The following is a 21,973-nucleotide window of genomic DNA, read 5'->3' as shown; positions in this document are numbered from 1 at the left end:
GATAATAAGCACAACGCCGAGGGGGTCGAGTCTTGAATCGTGAAATAAAGCCAATGTCCGCCGGGCTGTACTTTGTCGCAACACCTATCGGCACAGCTGATGATATCACTTTGCGAGCGCTGGACACTTTGAACTCGGTTGATGTCATTGCAGCCGAGGATACGCGAAACACCCGGCGTCTGATGGATATTCATGGCATTGCGCTGCGTGATCGCCCCCTGATCGCGTATCACGACCACAACGGGCCAAAGGTGCGCCCAAGACTGCTGGGCTTTATTGCGCAGGGCAAATCGGTCGCCTATGCCTCGGACGCCGGCACGCCGCTGGTTGCCGATCCTGGCTATGTGCTGGCGCGTGACGCCATTGCGGCGGGCTATCCGGTGACGTCCGTTCCGGGGGCCTCGGCCGTGCTATCGGCGTTGACACTATCCGGCCTGCCGACAGACCGTTTTATGTTCGTAGGGTTCGCCCCCAACGCAAAAGGGGCGCGCCGGTCGTTCCTGCGTGAGTTGCGCGATATCCCGGCCACGCTTGTCTTTTTTGAGTCGCCGAAGCGCGTTCAGGCCTTTTTAACCGATTGCGTGCAAGAACTTGGCGAAGACAGGCCCATGGCACTGTGCCGTGAGCTGACAAAACGCTTTGAGGAAGCGCGGCGTGGAACGATTGGTCAGGTCTTGCAAACGACCTGCGACCGTCCTGTGAAGGGCGAAGTGGTTTTGGTTGTCGGCGGACCGGTCAAACGTGAACTGAGCGAAGATGAGATACGTGAACACCTGATGCAGGCGATGGAAACTCTTTCAGTCAAGGACGCTGCGGCTCAGATTTCCACCCAGCTTGGGGTGCCACGACGGACGGCCTATCAACTGGCCCTGAAGATCGAGAGCGATGAATGAGCGGTGAGACATCTTACTATGCCGGGCTGAGCGCCGAAGATTCAGTGGCCCGCCGTTATCAACGCGACGGCTATGAAATCGCAGCGCGCCGTTGGCGTGGGCAGGGTGGCGAAATTGATCTGATTGCCCGCCGTCATGGTCAGGTCGTCTTTATCGAGGTCAAGAAAAGCCGCTCATTCGCGCAAGCCTCACTGGCGTTGTCTGAAAGACAGATGCGCAGACTTTACACCGCCGCGTCAGAATATCTTGCCGATGAACCACGGGGCCAGGATACCGACAGCCGATTTGATGCCGCATTGGTGAACCAGACGGGTGAGTTGAAGATCATCCAAAATGCCTTTGGCCAATTCTGATTGAACCTTCCCCTGCTCTGCGCCATGTATCGGTAGCTTGAAAGAAAAGGGGGCGGACCCGTGTCGCTTAAGGTTGCCATTCAAATGGACCCGATCGATCCGATCGACATCAACGCCGACAGCACATTTCGATTGGCCGAAGAGGCACAGGCGCGGGGACATTCGCTGTTCTACTACACGCCGGATCATTTGTCCTATGAAAGTGGCAGTATTATCGCCCGTGGCTGGCCGCTGACCGTGCGGCGCGAAAAGGGCAATCATTTCACGCTTGGCCAGATGAAAACGGTGAAGCTTTCGGATTTTGATGTCGTATGGCTGCGACAGGACCCGCCCTTTGACATGCACTACATCACGACCACGCATCTGCTGGATCGAATTCATCCCGAGACGCTTGTCGTGAACGACCCTTTCTGGGTTCGGAACTATCCTGAAAAGCTGTTGGTGCTGGATTTTCCCGACCTTATCCCGCCCACAACGATCGCCCGTGATCTGGACACGATCAAGGCGTTCAAGCATGAACACAGCGATATCATCCTGAAGCCGCTTTACGGAAACGGCGGCGCCGGCGTTTTCCGCCTGGATCCACAGGATCGCAATCTGTCGTCTCTGCATGAACTCTTTACCGGTTTCAGCCGGGAACCTTTGATCGCACAGAAGTTTTTGCCCGATGTATCCAACGGCGACAAACGCGTCATTCTGGTCAACGGTGAACCTGTTGGTGCCATCAACCGTGTGCCTGCTGCTGGCGAAACCCGATCTAATATGCATGTGGGCGGACGCCCCGAAAAGATTGGACTAACGGAACGCGATCTTGAGATCTGCGCGGCGATCGGCCCGACACTACGCGAAAAGGGTCAGATTTTCGTTGGTATCGATGTGATCGGCGACTATCTGACCGAGATTAACGTGACCTCGCCCACCGGCATTCAGGAGCTGGAACGCTTTGACGGTATAAATGTTGCGGGCCAGATCTGGCAGGTGATCGAAGACAAGCGGAATTAGGGCGCTACCTCGGTGATATCCAGATAGCGGGCCCGATCATCAAAGGCGCTGAACAGGCCTTTTTCAGTTCCTGTTAACCAGGCCTGCGCACCAAGGGCGACAATTTCGTCGTAAAGAGCGGCGCGGCGATCGATGTCCAAATGCGCTGCGACCTCATCAAGCAGCAAAATGGGTGTGGCGACCGATTGTGCGGCCAGCGCACGCGCGTTTGCCAGGATCAATGACACCAGCAACGCCTTTTGTTCGCCCGTCGAACAGTCTTTGGCGTTGACGTCTTTGGCCCGGTAGACGGCGTTCAAATCGGCACGATGGGGTCCGATCAGTGTGCGACCTGCCGCCATGTCCTGAAAACGGTTGCTTTGAAACGCGTCAAGCAAGCTGTCTTCATCTTCGGGCGCATCTGCGCCGCTGGCGTGAACCAGTGTAAGATCGGCAGTTGGAAAAAGTGTCTCGGCCTCTTCCTGTGCGGCCGATATCAACATCAGCGCCTCTTGCCGGTTTGCGTGGATGCTGCTGCCTGCCTTGGCCATCTGTGCCTCAAGCGCGCGGTACCACGCCGGGTCACGCACCTGATCTTTCAGCAAACGGTTGCGTTCGCGCATGGCTTTTTCATAGGTCAAGGTCGCTTCGGCATGGCCGGGTTCGAAGCTGAGGGTCATACGGTCCAGAAACCGGCGACGGCCCTCGGCCCCTTCAATCCAAAGCCGATCCATGGCAGGGATCAGCCACAGCACACGACAAATGCGCCCCAAAGCGACCTGTGTCGCCATCTTTTCATCGATCTTTACCTGACGTACGTTGCCGCCTTCGCTCCAGGTTTCAACCTCATGTATCTGATCGCCAGATGTCAGAACCGCCTTGATTTTCCACCCCAGACCTTCCGGGCGTCGCGTTATATCCTCGGTCGTGGCGCGCCTTAGCCCGCGACCGGGCGATAACATTGAAATCGCTTCCAGAATGTTTGTCTTGCCGGCCCCGTTGGGGCCAAAAATCGCAATGGGCCTATTGTCCAAAGACAATCGCAATGTCTTGTGCGACCGGAAATGCGACAGCGATAGATCGGTTATGGTCGACGTCGGCATTCACCGCCCCCGCAAGGCGGGCCGGTTAAACGCGCATCGGCATGACGACATAAACCGCCGACTGATCATTGCCTTCGCGCATCAATGTTGGATCAGCAGCCGAGTTGAACAGGAACACGGCATTTTCGCGATCAACCTGACTGGCGATTTCCAGCAAGTATTTGGCATTAAAGCCAATTTCCAGACGTTCGTCACCATAGGCGACGGCCAGTTCTTCTTCGGCAGCACCACTATCAGGGGCATTGACCGACAGGATCAGTCGATCTTCGTCAAGCGACAGTTTCACAGCACGCGACCGTTCCGACGAAACGGTTGCAACCCGATCCACGGCCCTTGCAAAATCTGCCGCATCAACTTCCATCTTGCGATTATTGCCCTGTGGAATGACGCGGGTGTAGTCGGGGAAGGTACCATCGATGACCTTCGACGTCAGGGTAATCGCCGGGGTCGCAAAACGCACTTTTGTTTCGCTGACCGATACGGCGATTTGTGCGTCATCGTCGTCAAGCAGCTTGCGCAATTCGCCCACAGTCTTGCGGGGCACGATCACCCCTGGCATTTCAGTTGCTCCTTCCGGCAATTCAGCGTCAATGCGGGCCAGTCTGTGACCATCGGTTGCAACGCAGCGCAATACCTTGCCACCATCGGCATCCGACACATGCATATAAACGCCGTTTAAGTAATAGCGTGTTTCTTCGGTCGAGATTGCGAACTTGGATTTATCGAAAAGGCGGCGCAGAACCGGGGCAGGGGCGCTGAAATTCGCCGTGTATTCGGAACTGGCCATGACGGGGAAGTCTTCTTTCGGCAGTGTGGCCAGCGAAAAGTTTGAACGCCCCGCCTCGACCGTCAACCGTCCTGACGATCCTTCTTCCGTCAGCGAAACCAATGCACCATCGGGCAATTTGCGAACGATTTCGTGCAAGGTTACTGCGGGAACGGTCGTGGCACCTGCGCGCTCGACCTTGGCGGGTGCTTTATCGACAACCTCGATATCCAGATCAGTAGCACGAAAGGTAACCGTATCATCCGCCGCTTCGATCAGTACATTTGCCAGAATAGGAATAGTGTTCCGCCGCTCAACAACTGATTGTGCCTGGGAAACCGCCTTTAGCAATGCGGCCCGTTCGATACTGACTTTCATCCCTCGCTCCTGTCGCTGCCGGGACGCAGAAATTACCCGTTTCCCATCTCGGCACAAGTCTTTTTATGAAGGTTATTTTTGACTGTCGGTAAGAATGCTGGGGGCGTCAAGCCCAGTTAGCCTTCCAACGCCCGGCGCAGCAGTTCAAGATCGTCTGCAAGTTGACCGTCTGTCGTGATCAGCTCTTCTATTTTGCGCACGCCGTGCATGACCGTTGTGTGATCACGTCCGCCAAACCGACGCCCGATTTCCGGCAGGGATCGGCTGGTCAGTTGCTTGCAAAGATACATCGCAATCTGACGGGGGCGGGCAAAGTTGCGGACGCGCTTGGGGCCGATCATATCCGACAGGCGGATATTGAAATGTTCGCTGACTTTTCGCTGAATTTCTTCGACCGACACTTTGCGATCACTGTCGCGCAGAATATCGGCCAGACAGTCCTGGGTCAGCTCCATCGTGACAGGTTTGCCCACAAGTGATGCAAAGGCAAACAGGCGCGTCAGGGCGCCTTCCAGCACACGAACGTTCTTTGAGATACGATGGGCCAGAAATTCCAACACACCATCGCGCAGTTCTACGTTTGGATACTGTCCACGATACTGTTCGACCTTCGATTGCAGGATGCCCAAGCGCAATTCATAATCAGTCGGGTGCAGATCAACCACCAGGCCACATTGCAGGCGGGATCTGATGCGGTCTTCAAGGTCCTTGATTTCACCCGGTGCGCGATCGGCCGAGATGATGATCTGTTTGTTCGCACTGACTAAGGCATTGAAAGTATGAAAGAATTCTTCCTGCGTTGAGTCTTTGCCAGCGATGAACTGCACATCGTCGACCATCAGGACGTCAACGGATCGGAACAGTTCTTTGAAGTCCATCATCTTGTTGACGCGCAGCGCCTGAATGAAACGGTACATGAACTGTTCGGCCGACAGATAGAGCACATTCAGTGCGGGTTTCTGGGCCTGAAGCTCATGGGCGATGGCGTGCATCAAGTGCGTTTTACCCAAGCCGACCCCACCGTATAGAAACAGCGGGTTGAACGTGACCGGTCCACCTTCGGCCACGCGCTTGGATGCAGCATGGGCCAGTTCGTTCGGTTTGCCGACGACGAAGCTGTCAAAGGTATAACGGGCATCAAGTGGGGCACCTGGCAGATCGTGCTGTGTTTCAGCCATTGCGGGCTTTTCCGAATGCTGCGCAGGCGCGGGGCGTCTTGGTGAATTCGCAGCAACCTGAAATGCAATGCGTTTCACCTCAGTCCCGGTCATATTCAGCTGAAATTTAATCTGATCGCCAAAATTCTGCGAAACATAATTGCCAATGAAACTGGTTGGGACGGTAAAGGTTACAACGCCGTCTGACAGATCACGGAACTCAAGCGGCTCAATCCATGTCGTATAATTGTTTTTGCCAACTGCCTTGATAAGTTCCTGACGGACCCGTCCCCATGTCTCATTTGTCATTTTTCGTTCGACCCATTCATTTTATCTACGCCGCAGACAGACCCCCGTCTGCCCGGAAACCGCGCGCACCAATACGCGATTTCTTTCCCAGTTGATCCAGATGTTGGCGTGAGTGCCAAGGCATTATGCCCGACGCCTCAAAAGCCGTATTGCACAGGAATATAGTCACCCAAATGGATGGTACTGTAACCCAACGCTCAACGACCTGGACCAAAGGCAATACGGGTCGTTTTGATAAACAAAACAAACCGCCCACGCCGGTTACATCGCGCCGATCAGTGTTTCGGCACTTCTGCAAATGCGTAGAGAGTCCGGCCTAGCTGTAGCTGCAGGAAAACATGGCCACACCATGCACTTCCGCCGGACTCTTTACCTTGTCCCCCCAGACAATGTGAATCGTGAGTAGTGTGTTAGCGTGTCGAACAGAGTCGTTTCAACAGAACTTCACGCTTGACTCACGCTTTTCCGAAAAGAATCTGTTTGCGGCATTTCTGATGCGCAGATCGCCGCCCAAAAACCAAAAAAGCGCCCGATTGGGCGCCTTAATCATCACGTCTGGATTTGGTGCTTAGCCTATCGCTTTTACGCGGGCCGACAAACGCGAAATCTTACGGGATGCTGTGTTCTTGTGATAAACACCTTTTGTCACACCGCGCATCAACTCAGGTTGGGCCGCACGCAGTGCAAATGTTGCTGCGTCCTTGTCACCAGATGCGATTGCCTCTTCTACTTTTCGCAGAAAGGTACGGATGCGCGAACGGCGCGCTTTATTGACCTGAAAGCGGCTTTCGTTCTGACGTGCGCGTTTTTTAGCCTGAGGCGAATTTGCCATGTCTCGTCGTTCCCTTGAGGGTTCGGTTAAATCTGAAGTCGCGTCCTTAGACCCGAGTCGCAGTTAAGTCAACAGTGTTGCGCCGCATGCCGTAAAGTTTTCTGGTGCCGCTGCGTTGTTTTTTACAATCGACAGCGGGGCACCCCCAGTTTGATCAGATCGCGCCCGCGTAATTCATAAAAGCCCATCGTCATATAACGCCCTTTTTCAAGATACCATTCACGAACCTCCGCTGGATAGTGGCGGGCCATCAGCCTGGACCATTTTTCGAAGTCCGGTGGCGGCAATCCGACACCATATATCCCCGACCTGGGGCCGTGAAATCCGAAAATCGTATGGGGTGATACACAGGTCTTTGGCAAACCCAGATATAATGTGCAGGCGGACATACAGTATCGACCGGTGATACGAACCGGTCGCCCACCCGCCCGCAGTTGCCGAATTTCCAAGGCACGCTGTTCCAGATTCCCCCCTGGATCATTGCCTATGATCAGCGGCTTTTCCGCAAGACAGGCCGAGGCAAGCAGCAGCATTGCCACGAAAGCAAGCTGCAATCGCCCGCCCGCGCGGCCCCAACCACGCAGTTTCATTTTCCACTCCACTCATACCCGCGAACGGGCCACCTTCGCACACCCACAGTGCGATACGCACACCAGTCAAACGGATACGGCTTCAGAAAAAGTTACTGCTGACGTATATTACGCTTATGATTTTACGATAGTTTTCGCAGTATTGTTCTTACTTTGTTCTTTTACCTGTCGGGGTGGACTTGGCGCAAGATGCCGTTTAACGGTCACCGACACGAATTCAAGCATAGGTAATCATATGACTTCATCCCCTGATGCTGTCAGATCATCCGCCCGGCGCGTCCTTAGGATCGAGGGCGACGCTCTGTTGCAGATGGCCGATAACATTCCTGATGCGCTGTCGGATGCCGTCGATCTGATTTTGCAGGCCCAGGGTCGTGTGATCCTGTCTGGCATGGGTAAATCGGGCCATGTGGCGCGCAAGATTGCGGCGACCCTGGCCAGTACGGGGACACCGGCCCAGTTTGTTCATCCGGGCGAGGCCAGTCATGGCGATCTGGGCATGATCACGTCGCAGGATGTTATTGTCGTGCTGTCAAACTCGGGCGAAACGACTGAATTGGCCGATCTGATCACCTATGCAAAACGGTTTTCCATACCGATGATCGCGATCACCAAGAAGCCTGACAGCACGATTGGCACGCAGTCAGAGATCGTCCTGCCGCTGCCCGATGCGCCCGAGGCCTGTTCGATCGGGATGGCGCCCACGACCTCGACCACGTGTTCGATGGCGTTGGGCGATGCGCTGGCCGTGGCCCTGATGGATCACCGCGGATTTCAGCGCGACGGATTTTTGTCATTTCACCCCGGCGGCAAGCTGGGCGCACAGTTGCTGACTGTCGAAAAACTGATGCATCAGGGGGATGCGCTGCCACTGGTTGGCCCCGATTGGCCCATGGGCGACGTACTGGTTCAGATGAGCGCGAAGGATTTCGGTATTGCTGTCATCGTCGACGATCAGCAGGCTATTCTGGGCATTGTCACCGATGGCGATCTGCGTCGCAATCTGACCAATCTGATGGCACGCAAAGCGATTGAGGTTGCCACTAAATCGCCGCGCACCATAGCCCAAAGCGCGCTTGCGTCCGAGGCGATGCACATCATGAATCAAAACAAGATCACAACCCTGCTGGTCGCCGACGACAAGAAGTATCTGCATGGCATCATTCGACTGCACGACTGCCTGCGCGCCGGTATTGCATAGGGCTTAGAACGGCTGGCGTTCTAACGCATAGCCTTCGTTTTCCAGCAGGTTCAGCACGCCTTTTTCTCCACCCAGATGCGCCGCGCCGGCCGCGACGATAATCATATCGTGCTGATCGGCAGCCCCCAGGATCACGGGCATCCAGGCGATGTTGCGACGGATCAGCAGCATATCTTCGACCTCGGCAAACATGCGTCGCATATCTTCGGCGGTATAACCGGGCACGGCTTGTGATCGCAGTCGGGAATATTCCCAGATTTCAACATGCATCTCGCGGAAGTAAGCCTCAATCAGGGTCGCATACATCGCGTCTGCGTCGTAGTTCATCGCCAATCCGGCTTCCAGCATTTCGATCTGTTCTTCGATCGGGTCAGACGAAAACATGCGCAGCAAGGTGGCCGAATCCTCAAGCGATTGCATCGGTGTACCGGTTTCAACTGCGTGCTCCATGATCATATGATCCAAACCACGTACACCGCGGGCCATATCAGCCATGGCGCAGGGCGGGATGCCAAGGATCATCGACAAATACCACGGCTGAAACTTGGCCGCCATGAACGCCGGAATTTGCCGTTCGCGCGCTGCATCCGCCAGGTTTTGCCAGCTTTCTTCCGACATCAGTTCGGGCAAAGTCGGGCCATCGGTCAGCATCAGCAGTTCCGGTTTGCGGGTCAGCCGTTCCTGCAAGGCGCGTTCATCGTCCAGCGTGATCTCAACCAGCAGCATTTCCGCATCGTCGATCAGTGGTTTTAACCGCTCAAGCGCCGGATCAAGGCGGGGGTCATAGGCATGAACGGTTCCGACCACATGGATGACGCTGTCGTCCTTTTGCGCACGCCAGTGATTGCCGACGGGATAGGGCGTCGCCGATACGGCATCGTTCAGTCTGGCGCGATCCTGGGTCGTCAGCCCGGCGAGTTCATCTGTACCTGTGCAAAAGGCCAGAACCGGCGATGCCAGCCAAATCAGAGTAAATATGAAAAAAGCGCGCATGACGTGGCCTCCAAAACGGTGATGGTTCGGACATTAGACTGACAGACCCTGCCCGACAACCAGATGAAAATTTCGACGCCGGGCTGTTGACACGGGTCCGTGATCTTCCTACCTGTGCGCCATTGGCACTCACTCGAGTCGAGTGCTAATGGCGCTGTTCGGCGCCGTTTGGGAGAAACTTTGGGTAAGGAGACTCAGAGATGGCATTTAAACCGCTTCATGACCGCGTGCTTGTGCGCCGCGTAGAGAGCGAAGAAAAAACAGCTGGCGGGCTGATCATCCCCGACAGCGCGAAAGAAAAACCAGCAGAAGGCGAAGTGATCGCCGTTGGTGCAGGCGCCCGTGACGAAGACGGCGACCGCATCGCAATGGACGTCAGCGTTGGCGACCGCATCCTGTTCGGCAAATGGTCCGGCACAGAGATCACCGTCGACGGTGAAGAGCTGTTGATCATGAAAGAAAGCGACATCCTTGGTATCCTCGAAGGTACCGCTGCCGCCAAAGCCGCCTAATCTAAACACTCTGATATCAGGAGAGTTCTGAAAATGTCTGCAAAAGACGTAAAATTCCATACCGACGCCCGCGACCGTATGCTGCGCGGCGTCAACACTCTGGCCGATGCTGTTAAGGTAACACTGGGCCCCAAAGGCCGCAACGTGGTCCTGGACAAATCGTTCGGCGCCCCACGCATCACGAAAGACGGTGTCTCTGTCGCCAAGGAAATCGAACTGGAAGACAAGTTCGAAAACATGGGCGCGCAGATGGTGAAAGAAGTCGCCAGCCGCACCAATGACGAAGCCGGTGACGGGACAACAACTGCGACCGTTCTGGCCCAGGCCATCGTGAAAGAAGGCATGAAAGCTGTTGCTGCGGGTATGAACCCAATGGACCTGAAGCGTGGCATCGACATTGCAACGTCGAAAGTGGTCGAACATGTCAAAGCAGCCGCCCGCGAAGTCAAAGACAGCGACGAAGTTGCGCAGGTCGGCACAATCTCGGCCAATGGTGAAGCCGAAATCGGCCGTCAGATCGCCGATGCGATGCAAAAAGTTGGCAACGAAGGGGTCATCACTGTTGAGGAAAACAAAGGCCTCGACACTGAAACTGATGTTGTCGAAGGTATGCAGTTCGACCGTGGATACCTGTCACCTTACTTCGTGACGAACCCCGACAAGATGACTGCAGATCTGGAAGACTGCATGATCCTGCTGCACGAAAAGAAACTGTCGTCGCTGCAGCCCATGGTGCCACTGCTTGAGTCGGTCATTCAGTCTGGTAAGCCGCTGCTGATCATTGCTGAAGACGTCGAAGGCGAAGCGCTTGCAACTTTGGTTGTCAACAAACTGCGCGGCGGCCTGAAGATTGCGGCCGTCAAGGCCCCTGGTTTCGGTGACCGCCGTAAAGCCATGCTGCAGGATATCGCGATCCTGACCGGTGGTCAGGTCATCAGCGAAGATCTGGGCATGAAGCTTGAGTCCGTTACAATGGACATGCTAGGCACAGCCAAGCGCATCTCGATCACCAAAGACGAAACGACAATTGTCGACGGTGCAGGCGAAAAAGCCGAAATCGAAGCCCGTGTCAGCCAGATCCGTCAGCAGATCGAAGAAACCACATCTGACTACGACCGCGAAAAGCTGCAGGAACGTGTGGCCAAACTGGCTGGCGGTGTTGCTGTTATCCGTGTCGGCGGCATGACTGAAGTCGAAGTGAAAGAGCGTAAGGACCGTGTCGATGACGCCCTGAACGCAACACGTGCGGCTGTTCAGGAAGGTATCGTCGTGGGTGGCGGTGTTGCTCTGGTCCAGGCCGGTAAAGTGCTGAACGATCTGGTGGGTGAAAACCCAGACCAGAACGCCGGTATTGCGATCGTGCGCAAAGCGATTGAAGCCCCTCTGCGTCAGATTGCCGAAAACTCGGGCGTTGACGGTGCTGTTGTCGCAGGCAAGATCCGCGAAAGCAATGATCCTGCCTTCGGCTTCAACGCGCAAACCGAAGAGTACGGCGATCTGTTCAAGTTCGGCGTTATCGACCCGGCCAAGGTTGTTCGGACAGCATTGGAAGACGCGGCATCTGTTGCAGGTCTTCTGATCACAACAGAAGCCATGGTTGCCGACAAACCCGAACCCAAAGGCGCTGCCGCCGGTGGCGGCATGCCCGACATGGGCGGCATGGGCGGCATGATGTAAGCTTGGCTTGCATATGATTTGAAAGGGGTCCGGTTTCGGGCCCCTTTTTTGATTCTGACGCCATGTTTTCGCGCAATATCTCTAAATTTTCTTATCATTTGCATGACAAAACAAAGGTCGCTCTTGCATCGCGGTCTTTGGCAGGGCTAGATCAAGCTAGGCCCCGACGACAGGAGATTTACTTGGCTCTGGAAACTGCGACCGTATCCGAAGATATTCAGGAAACGCTTCTGGAATTTCCGGACAATCGCATTCTGATTGATCTTTGCGGAGAGTTCGACCGCAATCTGGCCCAGATCGAACATGCCCTTGGATTGCAGATCCTGCGTCGTGGTAATCAGCTGGCGATCATTGGCGATAGTGAGGGGCGGGGTCACGCTGCTGCTGTTCTGCAGACGCTCTATCAGCGGCTTGAGGCCGGGCGCAGCATCGATGCAGGTGAAATCGACGGCGAATTGCGGATGAACGGGGCGGCGCAGGATACCGGCACGCGGGACGGCGACCAGATGGAGCTGTTCAAGGGCGGGCGTGTCGAAATCAAGACCCGCAAAAAGCTGGTTGAACCCCGGACCGAGGCGCAGAAAGCCTACGTCAAGGCGCTCTTTGAAAACGAATTGGCTTTCGGGATCGGCCCCGCTGGAACCGGCAAGACCTATCTGGCCGTGGCGGTCGGTGTATCCATGTTCGTTGGTGGTCATGTCGACCGCATCATCCTGTCGCGCCCCGCGGTGGAGGCGGGCGAACGGCTTGGCTTTCTGCCGGGCGACATGAAAGACAAGGTCGATCCCTACATGCAGCCGCTTTACGACGCGCTGAATGACTTTCTGCCGGGTAAACAGGTTGCCAAGCTGATTGAGGATAAGCGGATCGAAATCGCACCGCTGGCCTTCATGCGTGGTCGCACACTGTCGAATGCCTTCGTTGTTCTGGACGAGGCGCAGAATGCCACCACCATGCAGATGAAAATGTTCCTGACCCGCCTTGGCGAAGGATCCCGCATGGTCATCACCGGCGACCGCAGCCAGGTCGATCTGCCGCGCGGTGTCCAGTCCGGTTTGCGGGACGCGGAACGGTTGCTGAAAGACATCCCCAAGATTTCCTTCAACTATTTCACCGCCAAAGACGTCGTGCGCCATCCCCTTGTTGCCGCGATCATCGAGGCCTACGAGGCCGACGAAGCGACGTCCTGACACGATGTCCGCCGAGGTCGACGTTCTGATCGAAGATCCACGCTGGGCGACGCTCGACCTGACCGGACTGGCCCCGAAATGCGTGTCAGGAACTCTGGATCGTCTGGGCTTCGAGCCTTCGGTCTTTGAGGTCAGTCTGCTGGCCGCCGATGACAGCCGCATCGCTGACCTGAATGAAGCCTTCCGCAACAAGCCCCAGCCGACAAATGTGCTCAGCTGGCCGTCCCAGACCCTTTCAACCAGTCGCCCCGGTGAGGCCCCGATGTCGCCCGAAATACCCGCGGCCGGGCTGATTGAGCTGGGTGATATCGCATTGGCCTATGACACCTGCCACCGCGAAGCGATCGAAATGGACAAGCCTTTCGCCGAGCATGTGTCGCATCTTCTGGTTCATGCCACCCTTCATCTGCTTGGCTACGATCACCTGACCGACGCAGACGCAGAATTGATGGAGGGGTTAGAGACAGAAATACTTGCGCAATTTGGAATAGCTGATCCTTACAGATCATAGGTTTACTCAAATGTGTCCATGACATTTGCTGCAGAAAACAGATCATGCCAGCGAAACATCGCGCACCGCTGATCTTTTTACGATACAGTCATCCGAAAAAATCGAATAAACACCGAATGATCTTCTTTTTCGTTTCATCGACGATATATCCTGGAAGGTGAGTGTTTACATCGGCCAGCGCTGGCACTACCTTTTGGTCGAAATTCCAAAGGTGTGTGGCGCAACGGGCGTTTTCTCAGTCGAATTTCTGTGATAAGACACTGGCCTGTTACTTGGAAAGGACAAATGAGCGACACTTCCGAGGGCTCCTCTAACGCAGCGCAAAGCGCGCAGGAACCCGAAAACCAAAGCGGTTTATTAAGCCGTATTCTTGGCGCTTTCAGCTCTGGCGAAAGCGACACCGATCCATCAGAATCAAACGAATGGAAGAACGGCCCGAAAATGCCGTCGCTGCTGAACCTGCATCAGGTGCGGCTGGACGATGTCTATATTCCCAAGGCCGATATCGTTGCCGTGCCCGATGACATCAGCAAGGATGATCTGGTGCAGACCTTTCGCGAAAGTGGCCTGACGCGACTGCCTGTTTACGAAGGCACTTTGGACACGCCCATCGGCATGATCCACCTGAAAGATCTGGCGTTGAAACACGGCTTTAACGGCCACAGCGATTTTCAGATGCGCAAGATTTTGCGCCCCATGCTCTATGCTCCGCCGTCAATGCCCGTCGCGGTCTTGTTGCAGAAAATGCAAACCGATCGGACGCATATGGCTTTGGTGATTGACGAATACGGCGGCGTCGACGGGCTGGTTACCATCGAAGATCTGATCGAACAGATCATCGGCGAAATCGAAGATGAACACGACATCGCCGAGGGCCGCTTCTGGACCGAGGAAAAACCGGGGTGCTATCTGGCTCAGGCCAAAACCCCGCTTGAGGATTTTGAGGGGGCTATCGGACAATCCCTGACGGATCACGATGATATCGACGAAGAAGAAATCGACACGTTGGGTGGTCTGGTTTTCATGCTGACCGGCCGCGTGCCGGCCCGGGGCGAGGTCGTGGTCCACCCCGCTGGCCCCGAGTTCGAGGTTGTCGATGCTGACCCGCGTCGCATCAAACGTCTGCGCGTTCGTGTGCCGTGACTGTCTATACCTCAGACACTGACGACCGCAGCGTCGCGGGTTGGTACAGCCTGCGCCCCCTTTGGCAAAAGACAGCGATTGCATCGCTCTTGGGCGCTGTCGCAGCCCTGGGGCAGCCCCCCTTCGGTCTTGTGATCGCAACGCTGCTTGGCCTTTGGGCCTGTTTTGCGATTTTTCAGCAGACATCATCGGTGAAAGAGGCGGTCTGGCTGGGCTGGGCCTTTGGAACAGGCTTTTTTGTGCTTGGACTGCACTGGATTGTCGAACCCTTCATGGTCGATGCCGCACGACACGGCTGGTTGGCACCCTTTGCAATGTTCTTTCTGTGCTGCGGTTTGGCCCTGCTTTATGCGATTGCTTTTGGCGTGGGTCGCTGGTTGGGAACGGCCCCATTCATTTTGGCGATGGCGCTGACAGGCACCGAATTGCTGCGCACCTATCTGTTCACGGGCTTTCCCTGGGCGATGCAGCCCTATGCCTGGGTCGACAGCGTTGTGGGGCAGGCTGCGGCACTTTTGGGGCCCCACGGCCTGAACCTGATCATCTTTACCGCCATGGCTGCCCTGGTCTGGCTACAGGGGCGATCACAAAGACTGGCGTCAATCTTTGCGCTGGCTTTGGCCGCTGTTTCGGTCACACCGGTTCCGTGGCGTGCCAATATCGCAGCCGATGCACCCGTCGTTCGTCTGGTGCAACCCAATGCAGCACAGCATCTGAAATGGCGGGCCGATATGATGCCCGTGTTCTATAACCGTCAGATCGAATACACCGCCGCGGCTGAGCCCGTCGATCTGGTCGTCTGGCCCGAAATCGCCGTACCGTTCTGGCTGCACCAAGCTGATGAACCACTGAGGGAAATCGCCCGTGCTGCCCGGGGTGCAACAACGGTGATCGGTATTCAGCGCACGGAAAACCAGCGTTTTTATAATTCGCTGATTTCATTCGACGACCAGGGCAGCATCACTGGCCGCTACGATAAAGCCCATCTGGTTCCGTTTGGCGAGTACATGCCCGCCGCCCGTTTTCTGGCGCAGTTTGGAATCTATGGACTGGCGGCCAATCAGGACGGTGGCTTTGCCCATGGGGCAGGGCCAATGACATTGGATCTTGGCGATCTGGGCAAAGCCGTGCCATTGATCTGTTATGAAAGTATTTTCCCACATCTGGCCAATGCCGCCCCTGAACGGGGCGATATGCTGCTTTTGCTGACCAATGACGCCTGGTTCGGGCAGTTTTCAGGCCCCTATCAGCACCTGATGCAGGCCCGGATGCGCGCCATTGAACAGGGTCTGCCGATGGTGCGCGTGGCCAATACCGGTGTGTCTGCTGTCATTGATCCCTATGGTCATATCACGGGCAGCATCCCGCTGAATCAGGAAGGATATCTGGATCTGCCGCTGCCCGATAAACGCGCGGCGACGCTTTATACTGTGGTGGGGGATTGGCCGGTTATCTTGCTGGTGATTGTCGTTCTGGGCGCGTTGGTCACGCGTCGGCGCTTGTTGGCGCGTGCTGACTAAACGCCCGTTCCGGGCGTTGCCTTCGGCGAGAGTATTTTGGGAACAATAAAGGCGCAGTTTGTTTTGGGCAGGCAGTCAGAAGCTTTTGCGGGCCTTGAGGGCGGCCGTGATCGTGCCGTCATCCAGATAATCCAGCTCACCACCGATCGGCACGCCCTGGGCCAGTGATGTCACAGCCACATCCGGCAACTGGTCGGCGATGTAATGGGCCGTGGTTTGACCGTCGATGGTTGCGTTCAGCGCCAGGATCACTTCGCGTATGTTTTCGGCAACAATCCGGTCGACAAGCTGTGGGATGCGCAGCTCATCCGGTCCTATTGAGTCCAACGCAGACAGCGTTCCGCCCAGCACGTGATATCGGCCCTTGAAGACACCGGCGCGCTCCATCGCCCACAGATCAGCGACATCCTCGACCACACAGAGTTCGCCCGTTGCACGTTTGTCATCGCTGCAGATATCGCAAATGTCTTCGGTTCCGATATTCCCGCAGTTCAGGCATTCGCGTGCCGTCGCCGCGACGGTCTGCATGGCATCGGCCAGCGGTGCAAAGAGGATGCCGCGTTTTTTTATCAGATGCAGCACGGCCCGCCGCGCCGACCGAGGCCCAAGCCCAGGCAGTTTCGCCATCAGCTCGATCAGGGCGTCTATGTCTTTGGTCTTGCCCATTGAGGCTGCTTAAAACGGCAGTTTCATCCCTGGGGGCAGTCCCAGCCCTTCGGTGAGTTTGACCATTTCCTCTTGCGCGCGCTCGCTTGCCTTTTGCTGCGCGTCCTTGATCGCAGCAAGGATCAGATCCTCGACAACTTCCTTGTCATCGCCCGAGAAAATCGACGGATCGATATCCAGCCCCTTCAACTCACCCTTTGCCGTTGCTGTGGCCTTGACCAGCCCGGCGCCGCTTTCGCCCACGACCATGATATTGTGCAGTTCTTCCTGCATCTCGGTCATTTTGGTCTGCATTTCGGTCGCGGCTTTCATCATCTTGGCCATATCGCCCATACCGCCTAGTCCTTTAAACACTGCTCAATCCTCCTCAAAAGGGTCCCATTCTTCATCAACTTCGGGCAACGCGTCATGCGCGGCCTCTTCGGCAATTGCTTCCGGCGTCCTGATCTCGATGATTTCGGCGTCGGGAAAGGCTTGAAAGACTGCCTTGACCAGCGGATGCTCGGCGGCTTTCGCTTTCAGCGCATCGTCCTTGGCATCGCGCTCTTCTGCAATGGTTTGTGCACCGCCTTCGGCCACGACGCTAACCGCCCAACGGTTCCCGGTCCAGGCTTGCAGGCGCGACCCAAGCCGCTGCGCCAGATCCTGCGGCGCTGCCTCTGTCGGCTGAAATTCGATCCGTCCGGGGCTATAGCGGACCAGCCGAACGCAGGTTTCGACCTCGACCAGCAGTTTCACATCCCGGTTCGCGCGGATCAGATCGACAACCTGATCAAACCGGGCATAGCGCCCAAGCCCGCGGTCCGCATGTACCGCCAGTGCGGTTGCCGTTCCCCCAGCAGACCGGGCCGAGGCGTCAGCCCCCGAACCAACAGACGCCCCCCCGCCCGCCGCAGGCGATCGAGCCCCCACCGGGGCTGGCTGACCACCCCCACCATTGGGTGCTGGTGCCGGGGGCGGTGGCGTGTCCTGCAGCTTGCGAACCAAATCTTCGGGCGAAGGTAATTCGGCCACATGGGTCATGCGGATCACCGCCATTTCGGCGGCCATCATCGCGTTCGGGGCCATCGCGACCTCTTCCAGCGCTTTCAGCAGCATCTGCCACATCCGCGTCATCACGCGCATCGGCAGTTTGGCCGCCATATCCTGCCCGCGCATCCGTTCATCGGGGCCGATCGTGGGATCCTCTGCCGCCTCGGGCGTGATCTTGATCACGCTGATCCAATGGGTGATCTCGGCCAGATCGCGCAGCACGGCCATCGGATCGGCGCCATCGGCGTATTGTCCCGACAATTCCGTCAAGGCGGCCGCCGCATCACCGCGCATGATCATATCGAACAGGTCCAGCACGCGACCCCGATCCGCCAACCCCAGCATCGCGCGCACCTGATCTGCGGTCGTTTCACCTGCGCCATGGCTGATCGCTTGATCCAAAAGCGACTGCGCATCGCGGGCAGATCCTTCTGCCGCGCGTGTGATCAAGGCCAGTGCATCATCGCTGATCTCTGCGCCCTCGGCCGTCGCAATCCGGCGCAGCATCGCGATCATATCCTCGGGCTCGATCCGGCGCAGATCGAACCGCTGGCATCGCGATAGAACCGTCACAGGTACCTTGCGGATTTCAGTCGTCGCAAAGATGAACTTCACATGGGCGGGCGGTTCTTCCAGCGTCTTCAGCAGCGCATTGAACGCGCTGTTCGACAGCATGTGAACTTCGTCAATGATATAGATCTTGTAGCGCGCCGAAGCGGGTGCGTAATAGACGCTGTCCAGAACGTTGTTGCGAATATCGTCGATCTTGGTCTGGGACGCACCGTCCATCTCGATCACATCGACATGCTGACCGTGCATGATCGACACACAATGTTCGCACTGCCCGCAAGGGTCCGTCGTAGGCCCACCCGTGCCATCAGGGCCGATGCAATTCATCCCCTTGGCAATGATCCGTGCTGTCGTCGTCTTTCCCGTTCCGCGAATACCGGTCATTATGAACGCCTGCGCAATGCGATCGGCTTCAAACGCGTTTTTCAGCGTGCGCACCATCGCATCCTGACCCACCAGATCGGCAAAGGTTTCGGGCCGGTACTTTCGAGCCAGAACCTGATATCCGCTTTTCTGATCCGCCTTGGACATGCAACCTCACTGGATTCGATGCCTGACGACATTAGTCATGGCTGCAGACAACGTCCACCTAAAGCATCCAAAGAATAACACCCGTTGCCACTGCGCCAAACGTCAGGATGCTGGCCAGAACAGTCATCCGGGTCTTTGTCTGTGCCTTTGCATCATGGCTTGTAAAGCGTTCGTTGGCTTTGCAGGAATTCTGCTGCGCAGACCAGAAAATCGCAATGGCGGCTATGATGAAAATCGTGGCCACAGCCTTGGCGACCCAAGTGGGTTCGAACGCACCAAAAACAGCCCTCAATCCCAATGCCAGTGCAACGCAGGCCATTCCGGTTCGCATCCACCCTGCAAAGGTGCGTTCATTGGCCAAAAGCGTCCGATCCTCGGCCCAATCGGTCCGCTCCTCGGCCATTTCATTGCTGTCTTTTCCCATCGTGCCACTCTAGTTGACGGTCTGAAAAAGAAAAGGCGCAAAGATGTTGCGCCTTTCGGGATCTTACATCTGCGCCTTCAGCTGTGCGAACATCTCTTGCACCTGCGGCATCATGTATTCTGCCGCGTGATATGTCGCGCGATCCTTGAAGCTGGCACGATGTCCACCACCGCCCCAGCGTACTTTGTTGGCGCTCAGCGCCGCTTCGGTCGCGGCATAGGGGTACCCGTTGCGCACATCGATAAGGGCGACCTGCGTCATGATCGTATTGGCTGGAACGCGATTGCGATCCCACCGATTTGTCGCCCCGAATTTTCCATCAATCTTGTAGATCAGCACATAGTCAAAATGCTGCCGCGCTGCGATCACGCGGATTTGCGACAACGCAAAATTATTGTTCCTGTTTCCGGTGACCGTTTCCGCCACCAAGGCGCTAACTGTACCGAAACTGCCATAGGTTTTGTTGCGCTTGGCAAACTCTTCCATCAGTTTGCGCTCGGCGGGCGGTGCAATCTCAAGCCGTCCATTTATAATCCTCGCAACGCCAATTCGCGCCGGAAAATGCAGGTTCGATTCCACGTTCGCGATCTTCGCGATGTGATCATCGATCTGCATCTGCGTTCCATCGGGATTTTTTCTTTCAACAAAATCACGCCCCGAGGTCGTCTGGACCTGAGAGCACGCTGTCAGCGCCAAAGTCAGGATCATCGTTGCAATCAATCGTCTCATCTTCGCCTCCATAAAAAATGTGTAAATTACACATTTTTTGAAGCTGAAAACCTGCTAAGTCAAGAAAAATGTGCAAATTGCACATTTTTTCAGATGTGTTTTGGTTGCTTTTCAGGAAAAATGTGCATATTGCACATCTTTATGAGATCAATAATCGACACCTCTTTACGCGCGCTTGTCCGGCTTATGGTGGCCAAGGGGATTGGCTTCCCCGACGCGACAGAAGCGATGAAAAGGCTTTATATTCAAGCGGCTAAGGATTTGAGCGCGGGCGAAAAACTGACCGACAGCCGTCTTAGTATCATGACAGGCCTGCAGCGCCGCGATGTGGCGCGTCTGCGCGATGAGCCGACGGAAACTTCGGTCGCAACCAACCCTCAGGCCCGTCTGGTCACGCTGTGGCAAACCGACCAAGCCTATAAAAACAAAAAAGAATTACCGCGCAAAGGTCCCGCGCCATCGTTTGAGGCCCTGGCCCGCCAGGTCCGCAAAGACGTCCACCCCCGCACCGTTTTTGAATTGCTGCTGATGGCCGATACTGTCAGCTACGACGCTGAAAAAGATACCGTGAAACTGGAACAGTCATCTTATCAGCCGATGGCCGGTTCGGATGAGCAGTTAGAATATCTGGCCTACAACATCGGCGATCATGCAGAAGCTGCGGTACAAAATGTGTTGTCCGACAAGCCCGTTTTCTTTGAGCGCGCCCTGCATTACGACGGCCTGACCAAAGGTGATGCGTCTATACTTGAGCTAAAATTCCGTGCCCGGATCATGGAGTTGTTGATCACCCTGCGCGACGAGGCCGAAGAAATGCGCCAGGAAAACGAAGGCACGCATCGGTTCCGGGCGGGCGGATATGTTTACTATGTTGATCAGGAAGACGAATGAAACGCTTTATTATCATAGGCTTACTTTTGGCGCTGGCAGCCTGCGGACAACCTGTACAGAACGACGCTGGCCCAGATGGTGGTATCGGCGGAACCGGCACAAAATCAGCGGAAGTCAGATAGGGTGAGAGGCTGGACAACGACCCAAGCGGGGCTCGTTACGGCTGCTTCCTTCCGGACCTGACCGGGTTGGCGAGGCGCTCGCCCGCGCCAACCTCTCACGCCGTCATATAGGCTTTACATATGGGATTCGCAAGCGCTTCGGTCTTGCGACAACATTCGCGTTTCATCTGACAATCAGCCCCGTTATAGAGCCATTGGACGATGTTTGAGGGCCCTATGACGCGCAAGATGATCCTGCCATTGCTGTTTGGGATTTCCGGTACGGCAGTGCTGTTGTGGTTGGGGTTTTGGCAGCTGCAACGCCTTGAATGGAAACAGGAAATCCTGGCTGAGATTGATGCGAGAATTGGTGGCACAGCTGTTGTGCTACCGCAAAATCCTGATCCTGAAACAGATCGGTTTTTGCCCGTCACCGTCACCGGGCGCACAACGGCAGATGAACTTCACGTGCTGGTGTCCACCAAATCGCAAGGGGCCGGGTATCGTATTATATCTGCATTCGAAACGGATGATGGTCGCCAGATCATGGTGGATCGTGGGTTTGTCGTGGACGAAGAAAAGCTGACAGAGCGACCCACGGCAACGATGACCGTTCAGGGAAATCTGCATTGGCCGGATGAGGTTGATCTTTTCACGCCTGAACCAGATATGGAAAGCAATATCTGGTTTGCGCGCGACGTCCCGGTGATGGCCGACGCGTTGGGGACCGAGCCTGTGCTGGTCATTGCCCGTACAACGTCGGCAACGACCCCTGCCGTGACGCCTTTGCCTGTAGACAGCGCAGGCATTCCCAACGATCACTTTGAATACGCCGTCACCTGGTTTTTGCTGGCAGCGGTCTGGGTGGGGATGACAGGGGTGCTGCTGTGGCGTATCAGACGCGGAACCGAATAAAGGCT

Annotated in this window: 24 protein-coding genes and 1 other RNA gene; 13 read left to right on the top strand and 12 right to left on the bottom strand. The window is 56.0% G+C overall.

Annotated features, from left to right (window positions below; all coding sequences use genetic code 11):
• Positions 1–32: 32 nt before the first annotated feature.
• Genes rsmI through gshB form a run of 3 tightly spaced genes read left to right on the top strand, consistent with a single transcriptional unit; the run spans position 33 to position 2,248 of the window.
• The gene (gene rsmI / locus H7848_RS03530; RefSeq protein ID WP_237072558.1) at positions 33–893 is read left to right on the top strand and encodes a 16S rRNA (cytidine(1402)-2'-O)-methyltransferase; all 861 of its coding nucleotides are present in this window, start codon (positions 33–35) and stop codon (positions 891–893) included.
• Positions 890–1,246: a YraN family protein gene (locus tag H7848_RS03525; protein WP_208348020.1), complete on the top strand. Its 357-nt coding sequence runs from the start codon at positions 890–892 to the stop codon at positions 1,244–1,246. Before rsmI ends, H7848_RS03525 begins: the two co-directional genes overlap by 4 nt.
• 60 nt (positions 1,247–1,306) lie before the next feature.
• Positions 1,307–2,248 (top strand): glutathione synthase, encoded by a 942-nt coding sequence (gene gshB, locus H7848_RS03520; RefSeq protein WP_208348018.1) that lies wholly within the window; start codon positions 1,307–1,309, stop codon positions 2,246–2,248.
• Here gshB and recF read toward each other — a convergent pair.
• The 5 genes from recF to H7848_RS03495 form a co-directional block, all read right to left on the bottom strand.
• A complete protein-coding gene (recF, locus tag H7848_RS03515; protein ID WP_208348016.1) occupies positions 2,245–3,330 on the bottom strand; it encodes a DNA replication/repair protein RecF in 1,086 nt (361 codons plus the stop codon). The two genes, gshB and recF, sit on opposite strands and share 4 nt — an antisense overlap.
• Before the next feature lie 25 nt (positions 3,331–3,355).
• A complete protein-coding gene (gene dnaN / locus H7848_RS03510) occupies positions 3,356–4,474 on the bottom strand; it encodes a DNA polymerase III subunit beta (RefSeq protein ID WP_208348015.1) in 1,119 nt (372 codons plus the stop codon).
• Between the two features lie 116 nt (positions 4,475–4,590).
• Positions 4,591–5,940: a chromosomal replication initiator protein DnaA gene (dnaA, locus tag H7848_RS03505; protein WP_208348013.1), complete on the bottom strand. Its 1,350-nt coding sequence runs from the start codon at positions 5,938–5,940 to the stop codon at positions 4,591–4,593.
• Positions 5,941–6,508: 568 nt separating this feature from the next.
• Entirely contained in the window at positions 6,509–6,772 is a 264-nt protein-coding gene (rpsT, locus tag H7848_RS03500) for a 30S ribosomal protein S20 (protein WP_208348012.1), read from the bottom strand.
• 122 nt (positions 6,773–6,894) lie between these two features.
• Positions 6,895–7,362, bottom strand: coding sequence for a hypothetical protein (locus H7848_RS03495; RefSeq protein WP_208348011.1), 468 nt, complete (start codon positions 7,360–7,362; stop codon positions 6,895–6,897).
• Between the two features lie 235 nt (positions 7,363–7,597).
• On the opposite strand from H7848_RS03495, the gene H7848_RS03490 reads away from it, so the two are divergent.
• A complete protein-coding gene (locus tag H7848_RS03490) occupies positions 7,598–8,563 on the top strand; it encodes a KpsF/GutQ family sugar-phosphate isomerase (RefSeq protein ID WP_208348010.1) in 966 nt (321 codons plus the stop codon).
• Positions 8,564–8,566: 3 nt separating this feature from the next.
• On the opposite strand, the gene H7848_RS03485 is transcribed toward H7848_RS03490, so the two are convergent.
• The gene (locus H7848_RS03485; protein ID WP_208348009.1) at positions 8,567–9,556 is read right to left on the bottom strand and encodes a TraB/GumN family protein; all 990 of its coding nucleotides are present in this window, start codon (positions 9,554–9,556) and stop codon (positions 8,567–8,569) included.
• A gap of 200 nt (positions 9,557–9,756) precedes the next feature.
• Here H7848_RS03485 and groES point away from each other — a divergent pair, with 200 nt between their 5' ends.
• From groES to lnt, 6 genes are all read left to right on the top strand, one after another.
• Entirely contained in the window at positions 9,757–10,068 is a 312-nt protein-coding gene (groES, locus tag H7848_RS03480; RefSeq protein WP_208348007.1) for a co-chaperone GroES, read from the top strand.
• A 33-nt stretch (positions 10,069–10,101) separates the two neighbouring features.
• Positions 10,102–11,745 (top strand): chaperonin GroEL, encoded by a 1,644-nt coding sequence (gene groL, locus H7848_RS03475; RefSeq protein WP_208348005.1) that lies wholly within the window; start codon positions 10,102–10,104, stop codon positions 11,743–11,745.
• A 182-nt stretch (positions 11,746–11,927) separates the two neighbouring features.
• Positions 11,928–12,935 carry a PhoH family protein gene (locus H7848_RS03470; protein WP_237072557.1) on the top strand — a complete coding sequence of 336 codons (1,008 nt, stop codon included), beginning with the start codon at positions 11,928–11,930 and terminating at the stop codon, positions 12,933–12,935.
• Positions 12,936–12,939: 4 nt separating this feature from the next.
• Positions 12,940–13,446: an rRNA maturation RNase YbeY gene (ybeY, locus tag H7848_RS03465; protein WP_208347999.1), complete on the top strand. Its 507-nt coding sequence runs from the start codon at positions 12,940–12,942 to the stop codon at positions 13,444–13,446.
• A 285-nt stretch (positions 13,447–13,731) separates the two neighbouring features.
• Positions 13,732–14,589 (top strand): hemolysin family protein, encoded by an 858-nt coding sequence (locus tag H7848_RS03460; protein WP_208347996.1) that lies wholly within the window; start codon positions 13,732–13,734, stop codon positions 14,587–14,589.
• Positions 14,586–16,109 carry an apolipoprotein N-acyltransferase gene (gene lnt, locus H7848_RS03455; RefSeq protein ID WP_208347994.1) on the top strand — a complete coding sequence of 508 codons (1,524 nt, stop codon included), beginning with the start codon at positions 14,586–14,588 and terminating at the stop codon, positions 16,107–16,109. The genes H7848_RS03460 and lnt overlap by 4 nt, the downstream gene beginning before the upstream one ends.
• A 75-nt stretch (positions 16,110–16,184) precedes the next feature.
• Here lnt and recR read toward each other — a convergent pair whose 3' ends face one another.
• The 5 genes from recR to H7848_RS03430 all read right to left on the bottom strand — a co-directional run bounded on the left by recR (position 16,185) and on the right by H7848_RS03430 (position 20,061).
• A complete protein-coding gene (gene recR / locus H7848_RS03450) occupies positions 16,185–16,775 on the bottom strand; it encodes a recombination mediator RecR (RefSeq protein ID WP_208347992.1) in 591 nt (196 codons plus the stop codon).
• Between the two features lie 9 nt (positions 16,776–16,784).
• Complete coding sequence (locus H7848_RS03445; protein WP_208347990.1) at positions 16,785–17,129, bottom strand: YbaB/EbfC family nucleoid-associated protein; 345 nt, start codon at positions 17,127–17,129, stop codon at positions 16,785–16,787.
• 3 nt (positions 17,130–17,132) lie between these two features.
• Positions 17,133–18,908 (bottom strand): DNA polymerase III subunit gamma/tau, encoded by a 1,776-nt coding sequence (locus tag H7848_RS03440; RefSeq protein WP_208347988.1) that lies wholly within the window; start codon positions 18,906–18,908, stop codon positions 17,133–17,135.
• Between the two features lie 58 nt (positions 18,909–18,966).
• A complete protein-coding gene (locus H7848_RS03435) occupies positions 18,967–19,332 on the bottom strand; it encodes a DUF202 domain-containing protein (protein WP_208347986.1) in 366 nt (121 codons plus the stop codon).
• Positions 19,333–19,395: 63 nt separating this feature from the next.
• Positions 19,396–20,061 carry a hypothetical protein gene (locus tag H7848_RS03430; RefSeq protein WP_208347984.1) on the bottom strand — a complete coding sequence of 222 codons (666 nt, stop codon included), beginning with the start codon at positions 20,059–20,061 and terminating at the stop codon, positions 19,396–19,398.
• 141 nt (positions 20,062–20,202) lie between these two features.
• Between H7848_RS03430 and H7848_RS03425 the strand changes: the two genes are divergently transcribed.
• Both H7848_RS03425 and H7848_RS20130 read left to right on the top strand, forming a co-directional pair.
• The gene (locus H7848_RS03425; RefSeq protein WP_208347982.1) at positions 20,203–20,952 is read left to right on the top strand and encodes a DUF6502 family protein; all 750 of its coding nucleotides are present in this window, start codon (positions 20,203–20,205) and stop codon (positions 20,950–20,952) included.
• Positions 20,949–21,074, top strand: coding sequence for a hypothetical protein (locus H7848_RS20130; RefSeq protein ID WP_272874373.1), 126 nt, complete (start codon positions 20,949–20,951; stop codon positions 21,072–21,074). Before H7848_RS03425 ends, H7848_RS20130 begins: the two co-directional genes overlap by 4 nt.
• On the opposite strand, the gene ffs is transcribed toward H7848_RS20130, so the two are convergent.
• An RNA gene (gene ffs, locus H7848_RS03420) (signal recognition particle sRNA small type) lies at positions 21,075–21,171 on the bottom strand.
• A gap of 119 nt (positions 21,172–21,290) precedes the next feature.
• Between ffs and H7848_RS03415 the strand changes: the two genes are divergently transcribed.
• Complete coding sequence (locus H7848_RS03415; protein ID WP_208347980.1) at positions 21,291–21,968, top strand: SURF1 family protein; 678 nt, start codon at positions 21,291–21,293, stop codon at positions 21,966–21,968.
• The last annotated feature ends 5 nt before the right edge of the window (positions 21,969–21,973 follow it).

It is taken from the genome of Pseudaestuariivita rosea, assembly GCF_017592335.1.
Taxonomy (GTDB): Bacteria; Pseudomonadota; Alphaproteobacteria; order Rhodobacterales; family Rhodobacteraceae; genus Parasulfitobacter; species Parasulfitobacter rosea.
The sequence above is the reverse complement of the archived record's forward strand: the minus strand, read 5'-3'. Positions and strand labels throughout refer to the sequence as shown.